This is a genomic window from Infirmifilum tikiterense, from assembly GCF_054696565.1.
In genome coordinates this window covers 693,427-712,249 of the sequence record NZ_CP182482.1, presented here as the reverse complement: position 1 = coordinate 712,249, position 18,823 = coordinate 693,427, and the positions used below count along the sequence as shown (strand labels likewise).

20 protein-coding genes and 2 tRNA genes are annotated in these 18,823 nt (G+C 52.1%); 10 read left to right on the top strand and 12 right to left on the bottom strand.

Annotation, left to right across the window (positions count from 1 at the left end; all coding sequences use genetic code 11):
- The first annotated feature begins 29 nt into the window (after window positions 1-29).
- Window positions 30-383, top strand: a complete 354-nt coding sequence (locus ACNO7C_RS03910) for an ATP synthase subunit C (RefSeq protein ID WP_460025670.1) — start codon at window positions 30-32, stop codon at window positions 381-383.
- Between the two features lie 9 nt (window positions 384-392).
- On the opposite strand, the gene ACNO7C_RS03905 is transcribed toward ACNO7C_RS03910, so the two are convergent.
- From ACNO7C_RS03905 to ACNO7C_RS03885, 5 genes are all read right to left on the bottom strand, one after another.
- On the bottom strand, window positions 393-1,286 hold the full coding sequence (locus ACNO7C_RS03905) for a hypothetical protein (protein WP_460025669.1): 894 nt from the start codon (window positions 1,284-1,286) through the stop codon (window positions 393-395).
- 2 nt (window positions 1,287-1,288) lie between these two features.
- Complete coding sequence (locus ACNO7C_RS03900; RefSeq protein WP_460025668.1) at window positions 1,289-1,888, bottom strand: V-type ATP synthase subunit D; 600 nt, start codon at window positions 1,886-1,888, stop codon at window positions 1,289-1,291.
- Between the two features lie 11 nt (window positions 1,889-1,899).
- Window positions 1,900-3,315, bottom strand: coding sequence for a V-type ATP synthase subunit B (locus ACNO7C_RS03895; protein ID WP_460025667.1), 1,416 nt, complete (start codon window positions 3,313-3,315; stop codon window positions 1,900-1,902).
- Window positions 3,308-5,116, bottom strand: a complete 1,809-nt coding sequence (locus ACNO7C_RS03890; protein ID WP_460025666.1) for a V-type ATP synthase subunit A — start codon at window positions 5,114-5,116, stop codon at window positions 3,308-3,310. Before ACNO7C_RS03890 ends, ACNO7C_RS03895 begins: the two co-directional genes overlap by 8 nt.
- A gap of 103 nt (window positions 5,117-5,219) precedes the next feature.
- Window positions 5,220-5,474, bottom strand: coding sequence for a histone family protein (locus ACNO7C_RS03885; protein ID WP_460025665.1), 255 nt, complete (start codon window positions 5,472-5,474; stop codon window positions 5,220-5,222).
- Between the two features lie 168 nt (window positions 5,475-5,642).
- On the opposite strand from ACNO7C_RS03885, the gene ACNO7C_RS03880 reads away from it, so the two are divergent.
- The 3 genes from ACNO7C_RS03880 (at window position 5,643) to ACNO7C_RS03870 (ending at window position 6,474) form a co-directional block, all read left to right on the top strand.
- Window positions 5,643-5,912 carry a 30S ribosomal protein S17e gene (locus tag ACNO7C_RS03880; RefSeq protein ID WP_318538055.1) on the top strand — a complete coding sequence of 90 codons (270 nt, stop codon included), beginning with the start codon at window positions 5,643-5,645 and terminating at the stop codon, window positions 5,910-5,912.
- Between the two features lie 59 nt (window positions 5,913-5,971).
- A tRNA-Leu gene (locus tag ACNO7C_RS03875) sits at window positions 5,972-6,075 on the top strand.
- 75 nt (window positions 6,076-6,150) lie between these two features.
- Window positions 6,151-6,474, top strand: a complete 324-nt coding sequence (locus ACNO7C_RS03870; RefSeq protein WP_460025664.1) for a 50S ribosomal protein L21e — start codon at window positions 6,151-6,153, stop codon at window positions 6,472-6,474.
- Window positions 6,475-6,500: 26 nt separating this feature from the next.
- Here the strand turns inward: ACNO7C_RS03870 and ACNO7C_RS03865 are convergent, their stop codons facing one another.
- From ACNO7C_RS03865 to ACNO7C_RS03855, 3 genes are read right to left on the bottom strand one after another with little or no spacing between them, the layout of a single operon-like run.
- Complete coding sequence (locus ACNO7C_RS03865) at window positions 6,501-7,778, bottom strand: tRNA pseudouridine(54/55) synthase Pus10 (protein WP_460025663.1); 1,278 nt, start codon at window positions 7,776-7,778, stop codon at window positions 6,501-6,503.
- Between the two features lie 25 nt (window positions 7,779-7,803).
- Entirely contained in the window at window positions 7,804-8,442 is a 639-nt protein-coding gene (locus tag ACNO7C_RS03860; RefSeq protein WP_460025662.1) for a DUF655 domain-containing protein, read from the bottom strand.
- A gap of 22 nt (window positions 8,443-8,464) precedes the next feature.
- The gene (locus tag ACNO7C_RS03855; RefSeq protein ID WP_460025661.1) at window positions 8,465-8,791 is read right to left on the bottom strand and encodes an RNA polymerase Rpb4 family protein; all 327 of its coding nucleotides are present in this window, start codon (window positions 8,789-8,791) and stop codon (window positions 8,465-8,467) included.
- Window positions 8,792-9,148: 357 nt separating this feature from the next.
- Here ACNO7C_RS03855 and ACNO7C_RS03850 point away from each other — a divergent pair.
- From ACNO7C_RS03850 to ACNO7C_RS03835, 4 genes are all read left to right on the top strand, one after another.
- Window positions 9,149-9,222: transfer RNA gene (locus ACNO7C_RS03850), tRNA-Asn, on the top strand.
- A 194-nt stretch (window positions 9,223-9,416) separates the two neighbouring features.
- The gene (locus tag ACNO7C_RS03845; RefSeq protein WP_460025660.1) at window positions 9,417-11,333 is read left to right on the top strand and encodes a carboxypeptidase-like regulatory domain-containing protein; all 1,917 of its coding nucleotides are present in this window, start codon (window positions 9,417-9,419) and stop codon (window positions 11,331-11,333) included.
- 19 nt (window positions 11,334-11,352) lie between these two features.
- The gene (locus ACNO7C_RS03840) at window positions 11,353-12,606 is read left to right on the top strand and encodes a M48 family metallopeptidase (RefSeq protein ID WP_460025659.1); all 1,254 of its coding nucleotides are present in this window, start codon (window positions 11,353-11,355) and stop codon (window positions 12,604-12,606) included.
- A 143-nt stretch (window positions 12,607-12,749) separates the two neighbouring features.
- The gene (locus tag ACNO7C_RS03835) at window positions 12,750-13,085 is read left to right on the top strand and encodes a hypothetical protein (protein WP_460025658.1); all 336 of its coding nucleotides are present in this window, start codon (window positions 12,750-12,752) and stop codon (window positions 13,083-13,085) included.
- Between the two features lie 227 nt (window positions 13,086-13,312).
- Here ACNO7C_RS03835 and ACNO7C_RS03830 read toward each other — a convergent pair whose 3' ends face one another.
- The 4 genes from ACNO7C_RS03830 to ACNO7C_RS03815 all read right to left on the bottom strand — a co-directional run bounded on the left by ACNO7C_RS03830 (window position 13,313) and on the right by ACNO7C_RS03815 (window position 15,627).
- On the bottom strand, window positions 13,313-13,504 hold the full coding sequence (locus ACNO7C_RS03830) for a hypothetical protein (RefSeq protein WP_460025657.1): 192 nt from the start codon (window positions 13,502-13,504) through the stop codon (window positions 13,313-13,315).
- Window positions 13,505-13,742: 238 nt separating this feature from the next.
- Window positions 13,743-14,810, bottom strand: coding sequence for a transglutaminase-like domain-containing protein (locus ACNO7C_RS03825; RefSeq protein ID WP_460025656.1), 1,068 nt, complete (start codon window positions 14,808-14,810; stop codon window positions 13,743-13,745).
- Between the two features lie 20 nt (window positions 14,811-14,830).
- Complete coding sequence (locus ACNO7C_RS03820) at window positions 14,831-15,115, bottom strand: hypothetical protein (protein WP_460025655.1); 285 nt, start codon at window positions 15,113-15,115, stop codon at window positions 14,831-14,833.
- A gap of 152 nt (window positions 15,116-15,267) precedes the next feature.
- Window positions 15,268-15,627, bottom strand: coding sequence for a hypothetical protein (locus tag ACNO7C_RS03815; RefSeq protein ID WP_460025654.1), 360 nt, complete (start codon window positions 15,625-15,627; stop codon window positions 15,268-15,270).
- Between the two features lie 186 nt (window positions 15,628-15,813).
- Here ACNO7C_RS03815 and ACNO7C_RS03810 point away from each other — a divergent pair, with 186 nt between their 5' ends.
- Both ACNO7C_RS03810 and ACNO7C_RS03805 read left to right on the top strand, forming a co-directional pair.
- Window positions 15,814-16,137: a hypothetical protein gene (locus tag ACNO7C_RS03810; RefSeq protein ID WP_460025653.1), complete on the top strand. Its 324-nt coding sequence runs from the start codon at window positions 15,814-15,816 to the stop codon at window positions 16,135-16,137.
- 92 nt (window positions 16,138-16,229) lie between these two features.
- Complete coding sequence (locus ACNO7C_RS03805) at window positions 16,230-18,356, top strand: hypothetical protein (protein ID WP_460025652.1); 2,127 nt, start codon at window positions 16,230-16,232, stop codon at window positions 18,354-18,356.
- Window positions 18,357-18,823 lie beyond the last annotated feature (467 nt).

Here is an 18,823-nt window from a genome sequence, read left to right as displayed (position 1 = left end):
TTATATATGATTAAAAAATGGGGCTTGTTATGAAGAGCAAGAAGATAGCTCTGGTATTGCTCGCTGTGAACATGGCTGTACTGATAGCATCGATATCCGTGCTTGCCTCGGCTTCGACTAAGATCCTTCAGCCAGGTCTACCAGCCCAGGAAGCACGCCCACTAGACCTGCCAGCAGCTTTAGCCATGCTGGCAAGTGCATTAGCTGTAATAGGATCCACAATAGCTTCGGGTATAGCGCTGAGAAGTGTAGCTACCGCTGGCTTCGCCGCGGCCGCTGAAAAACCTGAGCTTTCAACATGGATACTTATCATGGGCGGCTTAGCTGAAGGTATCGCGATCTATGGTCTACTAGTAGCTATACTGATTCTAGGAAAAATATAAGGATAGAACTTAAACGACAATGACTAGGTTTCTTTGAATTACTTCCTCTGGGAGTCTTATCTCTTTCCCCAGGAGAATTCGCTCGAGGTTATTCGCCTCTGCAAGAGCCAAGTGGTTGAAGTAGTATACATACGCAAGGTCTATTGAATGCTTCATGGCTATCTGCTCAGCTCTGGAGATGACTGTTCTCTGGATTTGAAGAAGTAACTCTGTAAGCTTCATCGAGCTCCAATCCTCTGGGAGTTGAGGTGGCACGATTCTGTAACCCGTGAAGTACTCTTGAGCGAGCTTTTCAACGATGCCTTGGCTAAGCGTCCTGGACCATACGACCATCTTTAGAGATACTTCCTCTGTTATGAGAGCTTCCAGGTCTTCCTTCTCTTCCTTGCTTACGGGGAGTTCTTTGAGAGTGTTTAGCAGGTACTTGTAATGCAGCAGTTCCAGCAAAGCCTCGCGCTCCGCCTCGAGGCCGCTTGAGAAGCTCGGAGCACTTGGAGCTTGAAGGGGTGTCTTCGACAGCTCCTCCCATAGACCCCCCTCTGTTCTAATCTGGGAGAGCCTCGCAGGGCCTATGTGCCGCCCGTACGGGTAGTATATGACAGGCCTTTGGGCGCCTCGTATGTACCTTAGGTGGATCTTGGCGTTCTCGACCTCTAGCCGGTCTAAGAGGGCGTAGGCGAACTGCCCCAGGACCCTGTCGGGCTTCGCGAGCGTTGCAATCCTCAGGACATAAACCCTGTATATCTTCTCGAGGACTTCTTCCAGAGAGTCCCGATCGGATATCAGGGTGTAGTCCTTTAGCTCGTAGAGCTTCTTCTCGCCGCTCAGGATGGCTTCATAGTCCTGTTTTTTGAGTAGCCTTGACTTCAAGCCGTGAGCTCTGACGGCTATGTACGACTCCACTCCTAGCCACCCCCTAGGAGTTTTACCCGGACGAAGTCTTCAAGCTCTTCTTCGATGACCCGCTCCTCTATTCTTCTCAGGACGTCGGTGAGGGCTGGAATGAGGTTCTTCTCGAGGCTGTTCACGACCCTGTTTATGTAGAGGAGCTGGTCGCTTATCTTCTCAACGGCGAGCTCCTTGTTGGCGACATCGATCATCGTCTTGACGGCGTTCCACAGGTGCTCGATAGCCTCCCGGTAGTCCGGGTCGGTTATTTGCGAGAAGTCGGGGTCCTCAGCGATCCTGGCCTGGGGCACGGGTATGCCCTGGTAGCTGACAATGATGCTTGTTATCTTTGGCGGTCGAACAAGCGACGCGGTGGATCTGAAGTCGTACTCGCCTCGGGCCATCCTCATAATGGCAGCTCGGCGGGACGCCTCTATGAACTCGTCCTCTGCCTGTGGTCTTTTCTGTAGCTCGTCCATTATACCCAGTAACTCTTTGGCGAGCTGGTCTCTCCTCATCTGTAAAACATCTTTACCCCTTTTAACTAGCTCCAGCCTCCGCCGCAGCACCTGGAGGGTTCCTCTGGAGGCAGGTAGAAAAGCAAGCTCACTCAGCATTTCCGGTACCCTTAGCTCCTGTAAGCTGGGTGGTATTTCTCGATGAGCCTTCTTGGGATCCTGACGAGCTCCTCCTCCGGGAGCACTGAAAGCACCTTCCACCCTCTGTCCAGCGTCTCTTCCACGCTCCTGTTCTCGTTGAAGGACTGGCTCACGAAGTAGTTCTCGAACTCCTCTGCGAACTTCAGGAATCTTCTCATCCTCTCACTGAGCCCGATTTCACCGATTATCCTGGCTAGGTCCCTAGCCCTCACACCTCTTGAGTACGCGTCGTAGAGCTGATCCGCGAGGTACCTGTGGTCCTCTCGGGTCTTGCCCTCGCCTATCCCAGCCTTCATCAGCCTGCTGAGGCTCGGCAAAACGTTCACTGGTGGGTATATGCCCTGGGCGTAGAGTTCCTGGCTTAGGAAGATCTGCCCCTCGGTGATGTAGCCGGTAAGGTCCGGGATGGGGTGTCTCAGATCCCCTCCCGGCATGGTGAGTATCGGGAAGAGCGTGATGCTGCCTTTCTTGCCCTTTATTATGCCCGCTCTCTCGTAGATCGTCGCGAGGTCGCTGTACATGTATCCTGGGTAACCCATCCTGCCGGGGATCTCGCCCCTCGCGGAGCTTACCTCCCGGAGGGCTTCGCAGTAGTTAGTCATATCGGACATTATTACCAGTACGTGCATGTCGAGGTCGAAGGCCAGGAACTCCGCCACCGTGAGGGCGATGCGCGGGGTCATAAGGCGCTCTACTGCTGGGTCGTCAGCCATGTTGAGAACAGCTACTAGCCTCTCAATGGCCCCGGTTTCACGGAACTGCTCCATGAAGAACTCGGCTTCCGTCTTCCTTAGACCGATGCCGGCGAAAACCACGGCAAAGCGCTCGCCTTCGCCTCTAACAGTCGCCTGTCTTGCAACCTGCGCCGCGAGTAGGTTGTGGGGCAGGCCTGAGACGCTGAATATTGGTAGCTTCTGACCACGCACCAGGCTGAAGAGACCGTCGATAACCGAGATGCCGGTCTGGATGAAGTCGTGGGGGTACTCCCTCGCGACCGGGTTTATCGGTTCGCCGGTTATCTCCCTCATCTCACCCGTCATGATGGGGGGTAGCCCGTCGATCGGCTCGAATCTACCGTTAAAGATTCTGCCTAGAACGTCTTCAGAGACTCTGATCTTGAACGTGGATCCTGTGAATTTCACTAGAGTGTCTGTCTCGAGGCCTTCCCTGTCTCCGAGGACCTGGACCACAGCGTTACCAATGCTCGTTTCCAGGACTCTTCCGAACCTCTCTCTATGGTCTCTACCGTATATTTTCACGACCTCGTCGTAAGCAGCGTCCTCGATGCCGTCCACGATGAGCAGGCTGCCGCGTATCTCTCGCACGCCTCGGTAGATTTTTCCGGGGTAGCGTTCGATAATGGTAGTGAGGATCTCCTCAGGCACCGGCCACCACCCCGCTTTCAGCCGTTATTTGAACACCGTGCCGTTGTGCGATCTCGTCTAGTTTAGCCATTACTCGGTTATATAGCTCTTTCACGGCCTCCAGGCCTCTCTCGTCTTCTTTCACGCGCATCATCTCGTACACTTCGGGGAGCTTCGTTATCTCCTCTATCGATACTCTCTTCTTAATCAGCTCATATGCTTTGTCGAAGAAGTCTATCATCATTTTGAGGAGCCAGTACTGCTTCTCAGGCTTGCAGAAGATGTCTTCCCCCGAGAGAGCTGTTTGCCGCAGGAAGCCCTCTTTTATTATCTCCGACGTCAGAAGTATCAGCCTCTGGTCGTCCGGCAGTGCCCCCTCTCCCACCACCGAAGCTATGGCTTCTATCTCGCTAGCAACAGTCATGAGCCGCAGGGCTCTCCGCCTGTACTGCGGGAACTCAGGTGAAACGTTTTTAACCCACCACCGCTCAACTATGTCCGCGTACTGGCTAAAGCTTCTCAGCCAGTTTATAGCCGGGAAGTGCCTCCTGTAGGCCAAGTCGGTGTCCAGAGCCCACATGACCCCGACAAACCTCAAAGTGTGTATCGTTACTGGTTCGTTGTAGTCACCTCCCGGCGGCGACACAGCCCCCAGCACAGTCACAGAGCCGCTTCTCTCGGGTGAGCCTAGGGGCTTTACTCGACCACCTCGCTCGTAGAACTCCGCTATTTTATCGGGAAGGTAGGCCGGATACCCTCTCTCGACAGGGAGCTCTCCTAGCCTCCCGGCTATCTCACGCAAGGCTTCAGCCCACCTGCTCGTCGAGTCCGCTATGAGCGTTACGTCGTATCCCTGATCCCGGTAGTACTCCGCCAGCGTGATGCCCATGTAGATCGAGGCTTCCCTAGCGGAGACGGGCATGTTAGAGGTGTTAGCTATCACTATCGATCTCTCAATGATTGGGCGACCAGACTTCGGGTCAGTGAGCCTCGGGAACTCCATGAGCATCTCCGCGATCTCGTTACCACGCTCACCGCAACCGATGTAGATGACTATTTGGGAGTCGCTGTACATCGCGACCTTGTGAAGCGTAACCGTCTTCCCGGTGCCGAAGCCCCCAGGTATAGCGCCGGCGCCGCCCTTGGCTATCGGGAAAAACGTGTCTATTACTCGCTGCCCCACCAAAAGGGGCACCTCGCTCGTCAACCTCTCCTTGTACGGCCTCGCCTGCCTCACAGGCCACTCCTGCTTCATTGTTAGCTCGTATGTCCTACCGTCTGACTCGACAACGGCGACGACGTCTTCGACGGTGTAGTCGCCCTCAGGAGCTACTTCACGCAGCCTGCCCTCAATACCAACAGGGACCATTATCCTGTGCTCTATGAGGGGCGTTTCCTGTACAGTGCCGATGATGTCCCCGGAGCCTACATTGACGCCTTTCTCGACCCTTGGTACAAAGTGCCACTTCTTATTCCTAGGAAGGGGGTTGACCTTGACACCTCTCTTCACGAAGGGCCCTACGAGCTCCCTTATGCTCTCTAGTGGCCTCTGGACTCCGTCGAACACGCTCGACATGAGCCCTGGGCCGAGCTCCGCTACCAACAGCTTTCCTGTACCCGTGATGGGTTCGCGGGGGCGGAGCCCGCTTGTGTCCTCATAAACCTGTGCCGCGAAGTAGTCCTGACCCACCCTGACGACTTCGCCTAGGAGGCCCTCGTTACCCACGTACACGACTTCGCCGAGCTTGATGTCGCTGATACCCTTTCCTATTACAACGGGTCCCGAGATCTTCGCGATGTAGCCTTTCCGGTCACCAGACATAGCTTTCTGTCAACCGGTGAAGTTTTGTAAATATGTTGCATTAATGTTTTACCATTCCGCGTATTCTAGATGCGAGAAGTTTTCGAGTGGATGGCTGAGGTTTTTAAACAACAATGTGGGAGCAGAGGATTCTTTGAAGCCTGCTTATAGCAAACTTCACGTCTTCTTCATTTACCGTTTTTCGCTCCGCGTGTTTTGAGGCATCTATAGCTTCACGGGCGATCTCCCGTGCCAGTTTCTCGATGAAGTCTCTCAGAAGTACGGTAGCCTCTTCGCTTACCCGCTCAGCTCCTTCCTGGTGGAGAATCCTATCTATAGGTGCTAGCGGTATTTCATGCTCTTTCTTCTTTGCCGACATACTGAAACACTTTTGATAAATTACATTGGCACGTAATTTAAAAATTTATTCACTTTTAGAGCATAAAGAGATTTTACCAAAAGTGTTCCTCTTAGGCTGTTACCGGGCGGATGCTTAGCAAGGAAATGTATTTAAACGCGCCTCAAGGTATCCGAAAAAGGGTGCTGGATGGGAAACGTCAGGATAAAACTGGTGAAGAGGACAGCTCGAATGCTTGTGGAAAAATTCGGTGACAGCTTTACAACGGACTTCGAGTACAACAAGGCTAAAGTGGCCGAACTACTTCACGTACCTTCAAAGAAGCTACGGAACCAGATCGCAGGCTATGTTACGAGACAGATAAAGCGCAAGAAGATGATTGAGGCCCAGCTCAGTCTGAGGCAGGAGATAACAACGACTGACGAGGAGGAGTACATCAGGCAAATAGAGGGCATGTGACCTAAGGACCGGTGCGTGGAAAAGTATTTTACTTCCTCTGAAGAATCGTTGCTTGATGTGCGGGGGTGCCCGAGCTAGGACAAAGGGGGCGGACTTAGGATCCCGTAAAGGATAAGACCTCCGCTGGCGTCGGCCTGCCCGGGTTCGAATCCCGGCCCCCGCACCTTCTCACTATCTTAAGGGTTGCCTATAGAAAACGTTATAAATTGAAGTGTGGCTGGTGAGAAGGGGTTGATGTATGAGGCACTCTCACGGGTATAGGACACGCAGTAGGAAAGTGTTCAGGTACACGCCAAGAACCAGGGGCTGTAGGGGCCTGAGCCGGCTAATGCGCGAATACAGTCAAGGAGAACTAGTCGTCATAGACGTTAATCCCACCTTTATCGAGACGGCGCCCCACCGTAGGTACCAGGGAAAAGTTGGTAAGGTCGTGGAGCAGAGGGGAAGAGCGTACGTCATCGAAGTGCAGGTTGGCGGGAAGACTAAGAAAATCATTACGACTCCAGAGCACATTGTGCCGTTCTTAGGGAGAGCCGAGGAGGCAAAAACCGGGAGCGCTTAAAGGGAATAATTCACCATTAATCAATATTAATCAATATCTATTACGTCAAGCTCGATCCTTTCAACGTTTTTGCCTATAAGTCCCGCAATGCTCGGGTTTGTCCTCCCTTGATCACCATGAATAAACTCTTTTATGTAAAAGCCACCTTGGGCCTCGATTATTATCTCCACGTCGTGTTCGGAAAGCTTTCTTGCTACTACCTTGTAAACTACCTTCCTCCTCAGCCTATCCGCTCTCCTATGAAGCACCCTGAGAGGTGTACGCTGCTCAACCACTGTTTCTTTGAAAGCTACATTTATTCTCTCAATGTCCTCATCCGTAACGGGTTCCATGAAGGTGACGATAGCCCTGTAGACTTTTCTGGCAACCTCCGCGAGGCCTTTTAGCTTCTTGACACTGTCCTTATCGCAGTAGCTCAGGGCATGCACTTCTATGAGGGATTGTGCCGAGGAGTTTATGATTTCCTCGAGCTTCCTGAGGTCCACGAAGCGTTTTTTAGGTTTGCGGACCTCTAAAACGAAGGGCCGACCCTTGCCAAGCGTCCTCACATCGATGTCCTCACGACCGGCTGCGTGAAACTTAGCGTCATGAGCCTCAAATAGCGATAGCGTGGGCTTCGCGATCAGCTCCTCTATCGATGTGTTGAATTTTATCCTTTCGTCGGAGAATGGCCAGGGGTTCTGAGGGAGCCCTCGCACCAGCTTCCGGTATTTTCCGCATATAAAGACCGGCCTGGGGTGCACTTCAACTCCGTCGCCCTCGAGGTCTATGATTAGAAGGATGTCGGGTCTCTCCGGATCGTATTGCTTCCCCGTTTTTTTGGAAAAAATCTTTCCGACTTCCCTACTGATTTCGTTTTTCAGGGACTCGGCGTCTCTTAGCTCGAAGCGCCGCCACAGTTCCTCTTCCTTTTTGATCAGCCGGTAGGGCAGGCGGACGCCCACAAGAAACGTTGAGAACTCGTATTCGCTGGCTACGTTATAAGCGCGCTCCGCTAGTTCTTCGTACCTGGACGAGATCCCTCCACATAAATAACACCGCGAATGAGAAGGAGCCTCCAGCCCTAGGCTAACGAGAGCGTTGCGGGCCGGCTCGTACCCGCTTTCAGCAAGTGTCCTCAGAAGATTCACGTCTACTTCACGGGGTGAGCTTTTGTAAGCCTCCATGAATAGTAGCGTCTTTATTGCGCGGCCTCTCTCTGCATTGCTTATGCCGGAGCCCCTGAGCCCGAAAAGCCGCCCTAGGCACCAGTCGCAAAGGACGTAGCCATTCTCCAGTATCTGGCGGGCTTTATCGATTACCATAACTCTTCGTTACCTGCTACGTTAGTTAAAAAGGCTTGTAACGCTCCCGCCTTTGCAACGCATCACCGACACGGGTGGGACCATATGGCGGATTCACAAAGAGATAGTGTGTTTGGGGCTCGCTGATTTCCTCTAGGATCCTGTTAACGATCAGTTCAACGGGTTTTATCCCAACCCTCTTTTCGATTTCCGCAAAGGAGTCGAAAGGCTTTCTGCTGCGCTCCTCGAGTATCTTCCAGAGAGTTTTCTTCCCGATACCCTTCAAGAGCTCCAACTCGTGGGCTTTCTTCGAGAGCGGCTGAGCTCTGTTAAAGAATTCTACGAAGACTTTTTCTTTGCTAAGCACTATACTTGTGACAACGTCCTTCAGTATGGCCTTAGCATTACCAGTGAGGTCCTCGTACCTTATTACTCGAAGGAAGTGAACGACCTTGGCCTCAACACCCGTAGCCAGGTCCAGCTTCTCACCGGGTCGTAAACTTGAAAGCACGCCGATTTCCGGTCTCAGTTCAATGAGCAGGAACTTTTCATCCCCTATGCTCTGAACCAGGGGGTGGGAGATCCCCCGTACGGGATCCCCATAGGGTAAGACATCCAGTATGTAGACCTGATTCTCCGGTGGTTTGAGGGGTTTTCGAAAATCACGTCCAGACACGTTCTTCACACCGCTTTAAAAACGCCTTAAACTACTCATTGACCATCTCGATGATCCGCCTGTAGTCTTCCTCCGAGAACAGTTTATTAAGCGGGGAAAGCACTAGACGAACCTCACCCGGATCCCTGGGCTTGATATTCACTAGCTGCACTGCAATGTCCTCCGGAAAGTCAAAGGTCTTCATCAGCTCCTCCACTACCCGGCGCGATTTAGCAGGATCCTCGATTTTGGCGAATTTCCTAGCGTACTCCACCGTGTATCGCTCAAGGCCCGTGAGCTCCCTCGTCTGCTCAACCTTCTCAAGCAGCTCCCGCAGCTCAGCGAGCGTCAAGTTCTTCTCAGAGAGCACTCTCGGCACTGAAGCCTTCACCCCTGTTTCCTCTTTTAAAAACTAACTAATATCTCTTCCGCACCCCCACAAGAATTCAATAGCAATACGATCTCGGGTTCTAAGCCTTCATTATATCTTAACAGCTTGAAATCCCTATTCCCGCTGAGCCCTACAATCAACAGCGTCTAAGCCGCGGCTCTTTCCCAGTTAGCCCTAACTTGAAGAAAAGCCGAAGGCAACAGCAACGCAAACCTCCAGAACGAATGATCTGCGATAACCTGTTAGACGAGCGACTATTCTCCTGCGCAGGTAGGCGTTTCTCGAGAATCTGACTTCCCCGGAGAAAATTTATTTAAATAGAAGGTCGTTGAAGCTATAGTCTGAGCCGGGGTAGCTCAGCCAGGTGGAGCGCCCGGCTGTTAACCGGGCGGTCCCGGGTTCAAATCCCGGCCCCGGCGCTTCGCTCCTAGGCCACATTTGTGAGACAATTTAAAATAAAGGGCTGGTTTCAGCTCGCTAGTTGTTGCTTCGCACCGTGCCACCGCCCAGAGAGGTGAAGATCACTGTGGATAATACAAACGTAAGAAAAAAGTCTTTGTGGAATTCTACTGCTAAAGATTGTCTGAACCTTAAATTTGAAGGATATGGTAGGATGTTTGTTCGAGACAGCATGAGAATAGTCGGGGTCATGTTACTGCTACTGCTGGCCCTTAACGTCGCACTTGTAGCACTCGCAGACAAAGGTAGTCAGGTCTTCTACGTCAAGCTCGATTACATACTCAGGACGGAAGAAAGCGCCGAGCTGGATTTCGGGAGCAAAAGCGTTATAACGCTCTCAAGCACCGCCACTCCTCCAGGCTACGTCCTCGAGTCCTTCAGCGTGATTTTCGAGGGGAAGGCGCCCCCACAGATAGTTCCCGTAAAGTACGATAAGGTCAGCGAGAGCATGGGCAGACTGACGTCCGTGACTTCCTACTCCGGAGAAGTAGTCCTCGGCTCCAACGGCTTTAACGGTACGGTGAAGGCTCGGCTCGTCACAGTCTTTAGGAAAACAACGTGGGTGCCCTTACAGGACAACGTCACCGTGGATACGAGCGAGTTCAAGGACACCGGGCTCAGCGTTTCGGTTAGGGTAACTATAGACAACTACGCACCGTATGCAGTTAAGACCGTGATCGACCCCTTCGGGAACGATTTGATCAGAATGGACGTTCAGGCAGCCGTCCCCGCTGGGGCTTTCAAGGTCGACCCGAAGCATGTTGAGATAGATGTCTCTTCGATTGGGTATGGCAAATACACGATCGAGTTTTCGCAGGGTGAGGAGTACAAGCTTCCCAACGCCTTCCTAGTCATAGAGGACCGCTTCACGGAGACCACTATCCCGGCAAAGACCTTCAAGAGCTACTCTATAAGGGGCAAGGCCGGGTGGAATCCGCTCGGCTTCATAGTTGTGCTGTACTCCGTTGCCCCTGGTCCTCTCACGAATAGCGCTACCGTTGAGGGAAATCTTGTCGACCTCGCTTTCGAGAGAAGCGAGGAGTTCGAGGTTCGAGGCGCCTCACTGCTGATCCCGCCGTTCCTGATGCACTACTGGATAAAAGCCTTCATCGTCTACGGAACTACCGCCAAGATAGTCAACAACGAGGGTCATGACATCCAGGCTATGATAATTCCTGTCTACTACCGGGAAGTAGGGACGTGGACACCTAGAGGTCTCACTGCTACCATCAATAAGAAGGATATCGCAGATGCCTACGCAGCTTACCTGGTGGTCCAGGTGCCCCCAATGACCACGATTACCTCGGTCACGGTCCCCAGCGGTCAGAAGTTCGAGGATATCGAGAACTACACAGCAGACTGGCTCGGCACATGGAGGACCATCGTGCTTGAGAAGAACGAGGCTGCCGTCCAGGTGAAGAACGGAGATAGCGTTGAGGAGGGTGAATACTTCATCTCCATAGCTTGGAAGCCCATAAAGATGGTCTTCAAGGATCCCAAGGGCAACCCTGTGCCAGGCGTTCAGGTCTCCATGTCTGGTCCCTTGAGCATCAACGCTGTGAGCGGGGCTGACGGCTCAGCCCAGCTTAACGTCTACGCCCCAGGAGTGTACTCGGTATCCGCTACATTCAAGGGCGCGACGCTTACGACCTTCACTCTGGGAACTCTAATGGACACAGAGTTCAACATCGAGTGCAAAGTCTACACAATGACCGTGAACGTTAAGAATGCCCTGGGAGGTCCCCTCGCGGGAGCTGTAGTCACGGTGAGCAACGGGAACTACTCGCAAAGCCTCGAGAGTGACGCTTCGGGAAGCGCGGTATTCACACAGCTCCCAAGAGGCACATACACGGTAACGGCACAGTACAAGAGAATCACCAGCACAGTAAAGGTCACCCTTGACGGAGACCAGGCAGTGGACCTCAACACTGGCATACTGCTTGACCTCCCATTCGTCGGACCTGTGACCGCAACAGAGGTAGCAGCAGTGTCTGCCGCAACTGCAGTGACGGCCGCGCTCTTCTTCCGACCTAGAAAGGAGAAAGACACGGCAGAAATAGAAATAGGCTAAGACTTTCCCGGAGAAGATAATGAGCCGGCACGGGAATAAATGCATACTATTCTTTATCCCTCTCATCTGTCTTGATGAGGATTTTTCTGTCGCTGACTTTGTAACAGCTGTCAAGCAGGTAGGCTACAGCGTTGAAAGAGAAGGGGAAAATGGATTTCGCGCCGAGAAAGCTGCCATAGAGGTTTTCATCGAGTACAATGGCGGCACCGTTAAGGCCTGCTCGGAGAGCCTTGACGCCGTAATGGAATTTAAGAACAGAATGCTCGGGTACTTCGCCTCGAAGTGTAATCCAGTTCCAGAGATCGTGCTTTTGCTCACAGACGGGGAGCAGCTCCCCACTAGCCCGGATGCGTTGGGCAAGGGATTACTTCAAAGGCTGAGAGGCTGGGCTCTGGCAGTTTACCTACTCATAACTACACTCACGCCTCTCTTCCTCATGCTTCTAGGAATTAAAAGCCTCTTTGAGGTCAGCCTCATCACCACCCTGGTTACATTCACGATGCTGCTTTTTGCTCCTCTTTTGAGCCTCCGGGTTAGACGCCTTGAAATCCCCAAGTGTTGCCGGCGAGTTACGCTTCTACGCGTGGTGGTCGAAGAGATCAGAGAAGAAGATCTTCTGGCAATAGCGGTAGCCAAGCATATTCTCACGAAGAGCGCTGACTTATCCGTTGACACCGCTGAACGCGTCCTCCACGACGTTGGCGTAGATTTCAAGAGGATAAGCTTAAAGGAGCTCAACCTGGGGTCAATCCTCTCTCGCCTTCATAAAAAGTACGGCTTTAAGGTTAAACTCTGCATCACCCCGTCGGGTAGCAGAAACGCTTACACTCTAGGCTTCTTCCCCTCCTTCTCGAAAGTCTACGTCACCGCAGGACTGCTTTTGGACTTGAACGAGCGCGAGCTTGAAGCGGTGCTCGCCCACGAGCTGGCTCACCTAAAGCATAAAGACTCTCTCAAGCTATTTACGGTAGCGAGTTTAGAGTACATCTTCAGATCGTACTTGCTGTCCGTAGTGCAACTTCCAATTGGAGTACTGCTAGCCTACCTCGCGTTCTTTACGGCTGTTTTCTTAAAGCTTTCACAAAACGCCGAGTTATCGGCAGACGTAGAGGCCGCGCACTGCACATCAGCTCACGATGTTATTAGTGCACTTGTAAAACTCGAATATCCCGAGCTGGCCAGCTCGGGCAAATACAGGACGTTAAGGATAGTGCCGTCTAGACACCCCCCAGCCATCTATAGGATAACCAATCTTCTCAAGCTGAGGCGTTAGTTACATGTTTGCGGTAAACGCCTCGGAGCGCTTAGGTTCCTTAGGGGAAGTAATACACTGGTGTGATTTCCGTATGAGAGTCGAAGCTCATCTCCCGAGCTAGGTTTCACGTTTTGTAGCACTGCTGGAGAGAATAATACTGTATGAGGTCTCACGTCATAAAAGCCCTTGAGATTGTGGAGGACCTACTCAGCAGTAGCGAGTTGAGCGATGGGCAGAAGAAAGCACTCTTGCAGGTTCAGAAACACCTGCTGGACGCCTTAGACTCGGTGGTCGATGTTAAAAGCAAAGTGCGGGACATAGCCTACACGCTTCAAGAACTTGCCGATGCACTTGGGCTGGAGGTGAAGCTCTCCTCCCCCAGGTTAGTATTAGACGATGAGGACATCTTGAAAACCATAGCCGAAAGCACAATGGCTGAAATAGAGATCGAGGGTGAGCAAGCAGTCGTAAAGAGACTTTTAGCCGCACAACATTAATAGCCGTAATACCCCTTCCACAGTGAGCAAGCTTGCCGAAACAGAGCAAGCAGGTAAAACAGAAAACAGTCGACCCTGTCGACGCGGAGTTCAGCAAGAAAAAGATGCTGGCTCTTATAGCGGGCGTATTCGCAGTAATGACACCACTCCTCGCAGCAGCCTTGGTGTTCTTAAAAATAGGAGGGGATAACGTTCAGGCTGTTTTTATCTTGCTCTCTACTTCTGCTTCAGCTGCAGGACTGTTCCTCGCTATCAGCTTTCTCGAGGAGGCTTACGCGTTTAAGCTCTACATGAGACTTAGTGGTTTGGTACGGCAGAGCCCACCCACTCCCCAGGTTGGAGCCGTTCAGCCCCAAGCCCCTGTTGCACAGGCGTATCAGCCTAAAGCTACCCGCCCCGTCCAGGTACAGGAGGCTCAACTCTCATCCCCAATCCTTCGTCCACCTCAGGTTGTGAGAGCCCAGGCTCCTCCTGTGACCCGGCAACCTAGAGCAGTGGTACCCGCTTCAGTCCCGATCGCTGCCGCGCAGCCGCGAGCAGTAGAGCTTCAAGCTACGCCACCCGTCGCTCAGGCTGATGTGAAAAGATGCCCCAAGTGCGGCCGTGAGCTACCTTATGGCGACCTGCACATAATATGTCCGTTCTGCGGCACCCCACTCAAGTAGACCTCTCTTTTCTCAGCGCCAGTGCCACCGCCAACAAAACTGCCAGGAGCAGCAAGACGTTATCTCCGAGGCTTAGGCTCTCGCGTGTTACTCTGAACGCTAAGCTTATCTTGCTTGCTCCCGTCGGCGCCGGTATCGCGAGGAAGTCGTTGGGATCTCCCCGCTTAATCCAAGCTAGAACTATCAGCGAGTCGAGCTGATTTACCGCGGAGCCTCTCACGAGCCTCCGGGGGTCGTTCTCTGTATTGGCAGTTAAGTCGACCGGGAAGCTTTCTCCGCGAGATTCTACCATGCTGAAAATGTGCGGCTCGGCTCCTCTCAATTGATAAAACCACTTACCTTCTCTTATTGTTAAGTTAGCTTGTGGGGAGTATACAAGCGCGTAAGCGAGGTAAGAGTTTATCCCTTTAATCCTGAGTAAAGCCGTGAAAAGAGCGTGTACGTCGCCGCACGCTCCCTCTAAGGTCGACAGAGTTTCTGCTGGGCATTTAACCCCTCCCCGTGTATCTCGAGTATATTTTACGTTCCTGCGAACCCAGTCCGCCGCGTTTAAGATGAAGTCTCTGCCAGAAGCAGAAGAGGAGCCCAGGCTCTTGGCGAGGCTTACTACATCGGCGAATTTCTTCAATGAGGAGTTGCAACCCCAGAATTGCGACTTAGCCATCTCGCTTAGTGATGGAGCTGCAACATCCACAACTTCTGGCAGATCTGCTATACGGCGGAAAGGGGGGCTTGCGACTTCTACCTCTTGAACGAGTGTTATGTTTATGCTTCCTGAGTACTCGATGTCGCCAGGGTACGCGTAGATGTTTCCCTGAGGGTCCCGCTCGAGGGCGAAGCTGGTTTTCCTTGAGTCGACGTAGAGCGTAGCTGACGATAGGTTCTGCCATCCAGGTATGGACGGGGCAATAAGGAAGACGCGTGAGAACACTTCTCGATCCACAACACCTTGCCCTTCAACGTACAGGCTCGTCACGAGCAAGTACTTTACACTCAGAATAGGCTGGGAAGATGCCAGAGCCCCTACCAGTGTTACTAGCAGAGCGTACCTTAAGTGCATACTACCCTCAGGTGTCCGAGCTAGACGTGAACGTTTTTCAGTAACTCCTCTAAACTTCGGAAGGTCTGCTGGGTATCCGCGCGTCTAAGGCTCACTTGCTTAACCTTGAACGTGTCAAAGAGGTCTGAGAGCTTTTTCGTCCCGAAAGCTCTAGCCCAAGGTACTATGTTTCCACCGGGATCAACGGCTCTAAACATTCTGTCTATCCTCAGCCTGTAACCGGTTTCCTGAAAGTAGACATCTATCACGGCGTTATTCGAGCGGGTCCACTCTAATAGTGCCTCAAGCACCTTTACGTCAACCATAGAGCAGCGCGTCACCATATGCTCCCGCTTCACCACCTTATATTTATTGTTCCTCGGTTAACAATCGAGCTGAGAGTTTACAGGTAAGCCTTGTCTAGGCACGAAGCCTGTATGAGCTTGTGCTCAGACTTAAAAAAAGAGAGCTGCTGCCTTTATCCCTTTGGAAACCTTAGCTTGATGTAGACTTTGCTACCCACGCCAGCTGTATCTTTGGCGATACTCTCTGGGAAAACGACTTGTAAGCCGCCGGCGGAGGCGAGAAGAGCATTTTGCGACTCTTGCCTAGAATACACTTCTGCACCTAGCACTATGTCCCAGCTCTCGATGTCAGAGGGCGTAGCGTCGACTCTCAATTCAACCCGCATACCCTGGGCCGGTTCAACACCGGCTTCCCTCAAAATTTTCACAGGCAACTCTACTACGGCTAAGCCCTCTGCCGCCTCGATTTTTATGCGAACAACGTCCGCATACTTGAGCGATTCGATGCCCGCAATTGTGCCGAGCACAACCATCAACGTAGCAGTGCTACTTTTTAGCTTTTCCCTGTTTCTTCCGTGTTCGACCCGCGTCTTCCCTCGCTTCCAGCAGACTTGAGAAGGGGTTGCGGGAGGGTGTTCGAGCAACCCCTTAAGACTCTCAGCTCATCGCGGTCACGGCACCTGTGAACGCTTATAAACTCCTACACGCGCTTGGCTGTGATGGTCGAGGTAGACAGGGAGGTGTGGGAGAGCGTGGCGAGGTGGCTCGAGCTCACCGGCCTCGCGAAGACGCTCTGGCGGCTCAGGCAGCCGAAGCCCCTCAGCAGGGCCTTCGGCACGAGGAACACGAGGTACATAGCCGGCGCACTCGAGAGGCTACGCGCGGCTGGCTTCGTGAAAGAGGTGGCGGTCGGCGACGTGAGGTACGTCTACCTCGCCGAGCGTGCCTGCGGCCTCCTTTTGTTGCTCGGCTACAGCGTCGAGGAAGTGGCGTTCGGCGAGTCGGCCCTGAGGCTCCTGAGGCGCGGTGGCGTGTCGGCTTAGCTCCCTCTACCGTAGCAGAGCCCCTGAGTGGGCTGGGCTGGGCGGCGTAAGGCTTAAAGCCCACGCCTCCGCTGGCTTAACCGGGTTCCTGGTTGCGCCGCACAGCCCTCATACCCGCCCTAGCGCTACTCCTCGCCGCCCTGGTGTTGCTCGCGCTCCGCCTCACCCAACACAGCCTCCCGGAGCCAAGAAGGGGGCTCGATGTTATCGGTGTCGATGCCGAGCTGGGGAGCGGTGTCGTCGTCTTCAGGGTGTACGCGCGTAACGCAACCCCCACACCCTACATCCCCCTAGTCGTCGAGACCCCCGCGGGCAACGCCCAGAGGCTGAGCGCCGCCTACGCCTGTAGCTATTGGGTTGCGAGGCTCGAGCTTAGGGGAGAGGGTGCTTACAGGGTGAGCGTCCTAGACCCCGAGACTGGCAGCGCGCTGCTCACGAGGGTCCTCGAGCTCTCCGACAGGCCCGCGATACACTCGGTGAGCGTCGAGGAGAGGGCTGAGCTGGGCCTGGCAACCGTCACTGTGAACGCGAGCGACTCCTCGGGAATTGCTATAGCCCTGATCGAGTACAAAGCGAGCAACCACTCCATGGTAAAGATCCAAAACGGCCTCTATGCCTACAACTTGAGCCTGGGGGACAGCCCGGAGACCCTGCAAGCGAAGATATACGTCACAGACCCCTTCGGGAACACGGCCTCGGCAAGCATCGCCGTAAACTGGTCTTTAGAAGACGCTTTTACCTTCTATGGTTTAGAAAACGGTTTTTCTTTCTCTCAAACGAGGCAGTTTTTCAACCAGTATAAGGATCTGATAGAGAAATCCTATCCTGTTAACAAGCTCGGCATACTGGCGATGCTTCACTTATACGTCGGAAATTCTGCCTTGCTAGATGCAGCAAAGCAGAAAGTTTACAGCGATCCCAACGTGGCGGATAAAGCTGTAACTCTGCTACAGCTTTCTAAAGCTTTGTACGATCTAAATGAAAGAAGCTTAAGCGATACAAGCTTAAACTTTCTGGGAAACTTAACAGCTGTTGAAGGAAACCCTGTATCAGCTTTCGGCCGCCCGGCTCTCTGGAACGTGTTAAACCTCACTGAAGGCAATCCGATAATAGTTACCGGCTTGAGCAAACAACAGCCTATAGTTTACGAAGAAACACCGATTCTCGTTTACATTGTTAATGACAACTTGAACGACTCAAAGGAGTTCCCTTATGCTGCTTGGGCTTTAACCAAGCAGGCTTCAGCAATAGCAAAGTGGTTGAAGGTAGATTATAATCAATATCTAACCGTTAACGGAACAAAATATAGCTTGAGGGAGATAGTAAACAAGGATTTTTCAACTTTGGCGAACTACACGAGAAAGGGGAAGATGGTTTTAGGGCTGAAGCCGGAAGAGTTATTGGCTTTAATACCAAGCGATCATCCAAGCAGATACGTTATAGCTGACTATTGGATGAGGCAAAAAGTTTTACCTCAAAGCCTGTTTTACAATGTTTGGCAAGAGTCTGTGCTAGGATGGGAGAAATATCCAGATTTTATGCCTCACACCAACGGACCCTACACCCCAACTTTTAAAGTATATAGACCAGAAATAGCTTTGAAAATCGCAACGGATAACTTAAACTATTTTGACCAAGGACACAATAGTGTTGTAGATGTAATAAAAAATCCTGATAAACCTTTGGCTTACGGATGGTCTGCTAAGGAGTGGATAAGAAATTATAGACATAGGCTTTTAGTTTCTGAGGATCCTAAATTTAATTATTTTCCTAATACTTCTCCAGAAGGGGAGAAAGATATAACTCTTTTGCTCGATAAGGGAAGCAATATAGCGAAAATAAATCTTTACATATATGGAAAATCTTTATCAGATCGTGTACTTGGCCCAGTTTATGAAAGACCAAAGCCAGAGGAGCAGAGAAACGACCAATCAATTTTAAACGCCTATTCTATAGGTCTACCTCAATTTATTTCAGATACAGCCTATCCTTTAAGTACAGATAGAGCATATTGGGTTCATGGAGAACCTTCTTTCATCATTCTACCTTCAGACATTTCTCTCCTCTACCAAAGGTCTCCAGACGAGCTTCTGCTAAACGATAAAACATACACGTTAAACTTCCTTTCAACTAGAAAACCAGCAGTGATTAAAGATAAAGTTCCTTACTGTGACATATTTTTGCCAGACTTAAGCGAATATGTATACTATAAAAGTTAACCCACGCAAAGATAGATAGGCACAGCAGAAGAGTACCTAGTGTCAGCAGGGACACACTCTCCTATTCCACTACCTCCATAGTCTCTATTGCAGCATTGATAGCTCGCATGACCTTATACCGCGAGATGTGATAGATAAATTGCTAAATAAAAAAGGCTGGGGAGAATAGCGATAGGACACGGTAATGGAGTAGGGGTTGATGTCCTGCATAGGTGGAGCTGAAAAAGATGCCGACTATGAGGTATCCCAACGGAGCCCCAGATGGAGTGAAATCTACCTCTGGAGGAAGTGAGAGAGGGTAACTAAATCACCTGCTCCCGCTAGGAGGCTCACCCAGCCTGCGCCCCAGCCGGGCGCCTTGACCCTTTAGCGTCTCGAGTAGCTGGCTCAGCGCGCGTGGACACATGCCTCCAGGCGCTCCCCCAGCCTTACCCCTTTCTCGCGGCGCCTCGAGCCGCCTGCGGCCG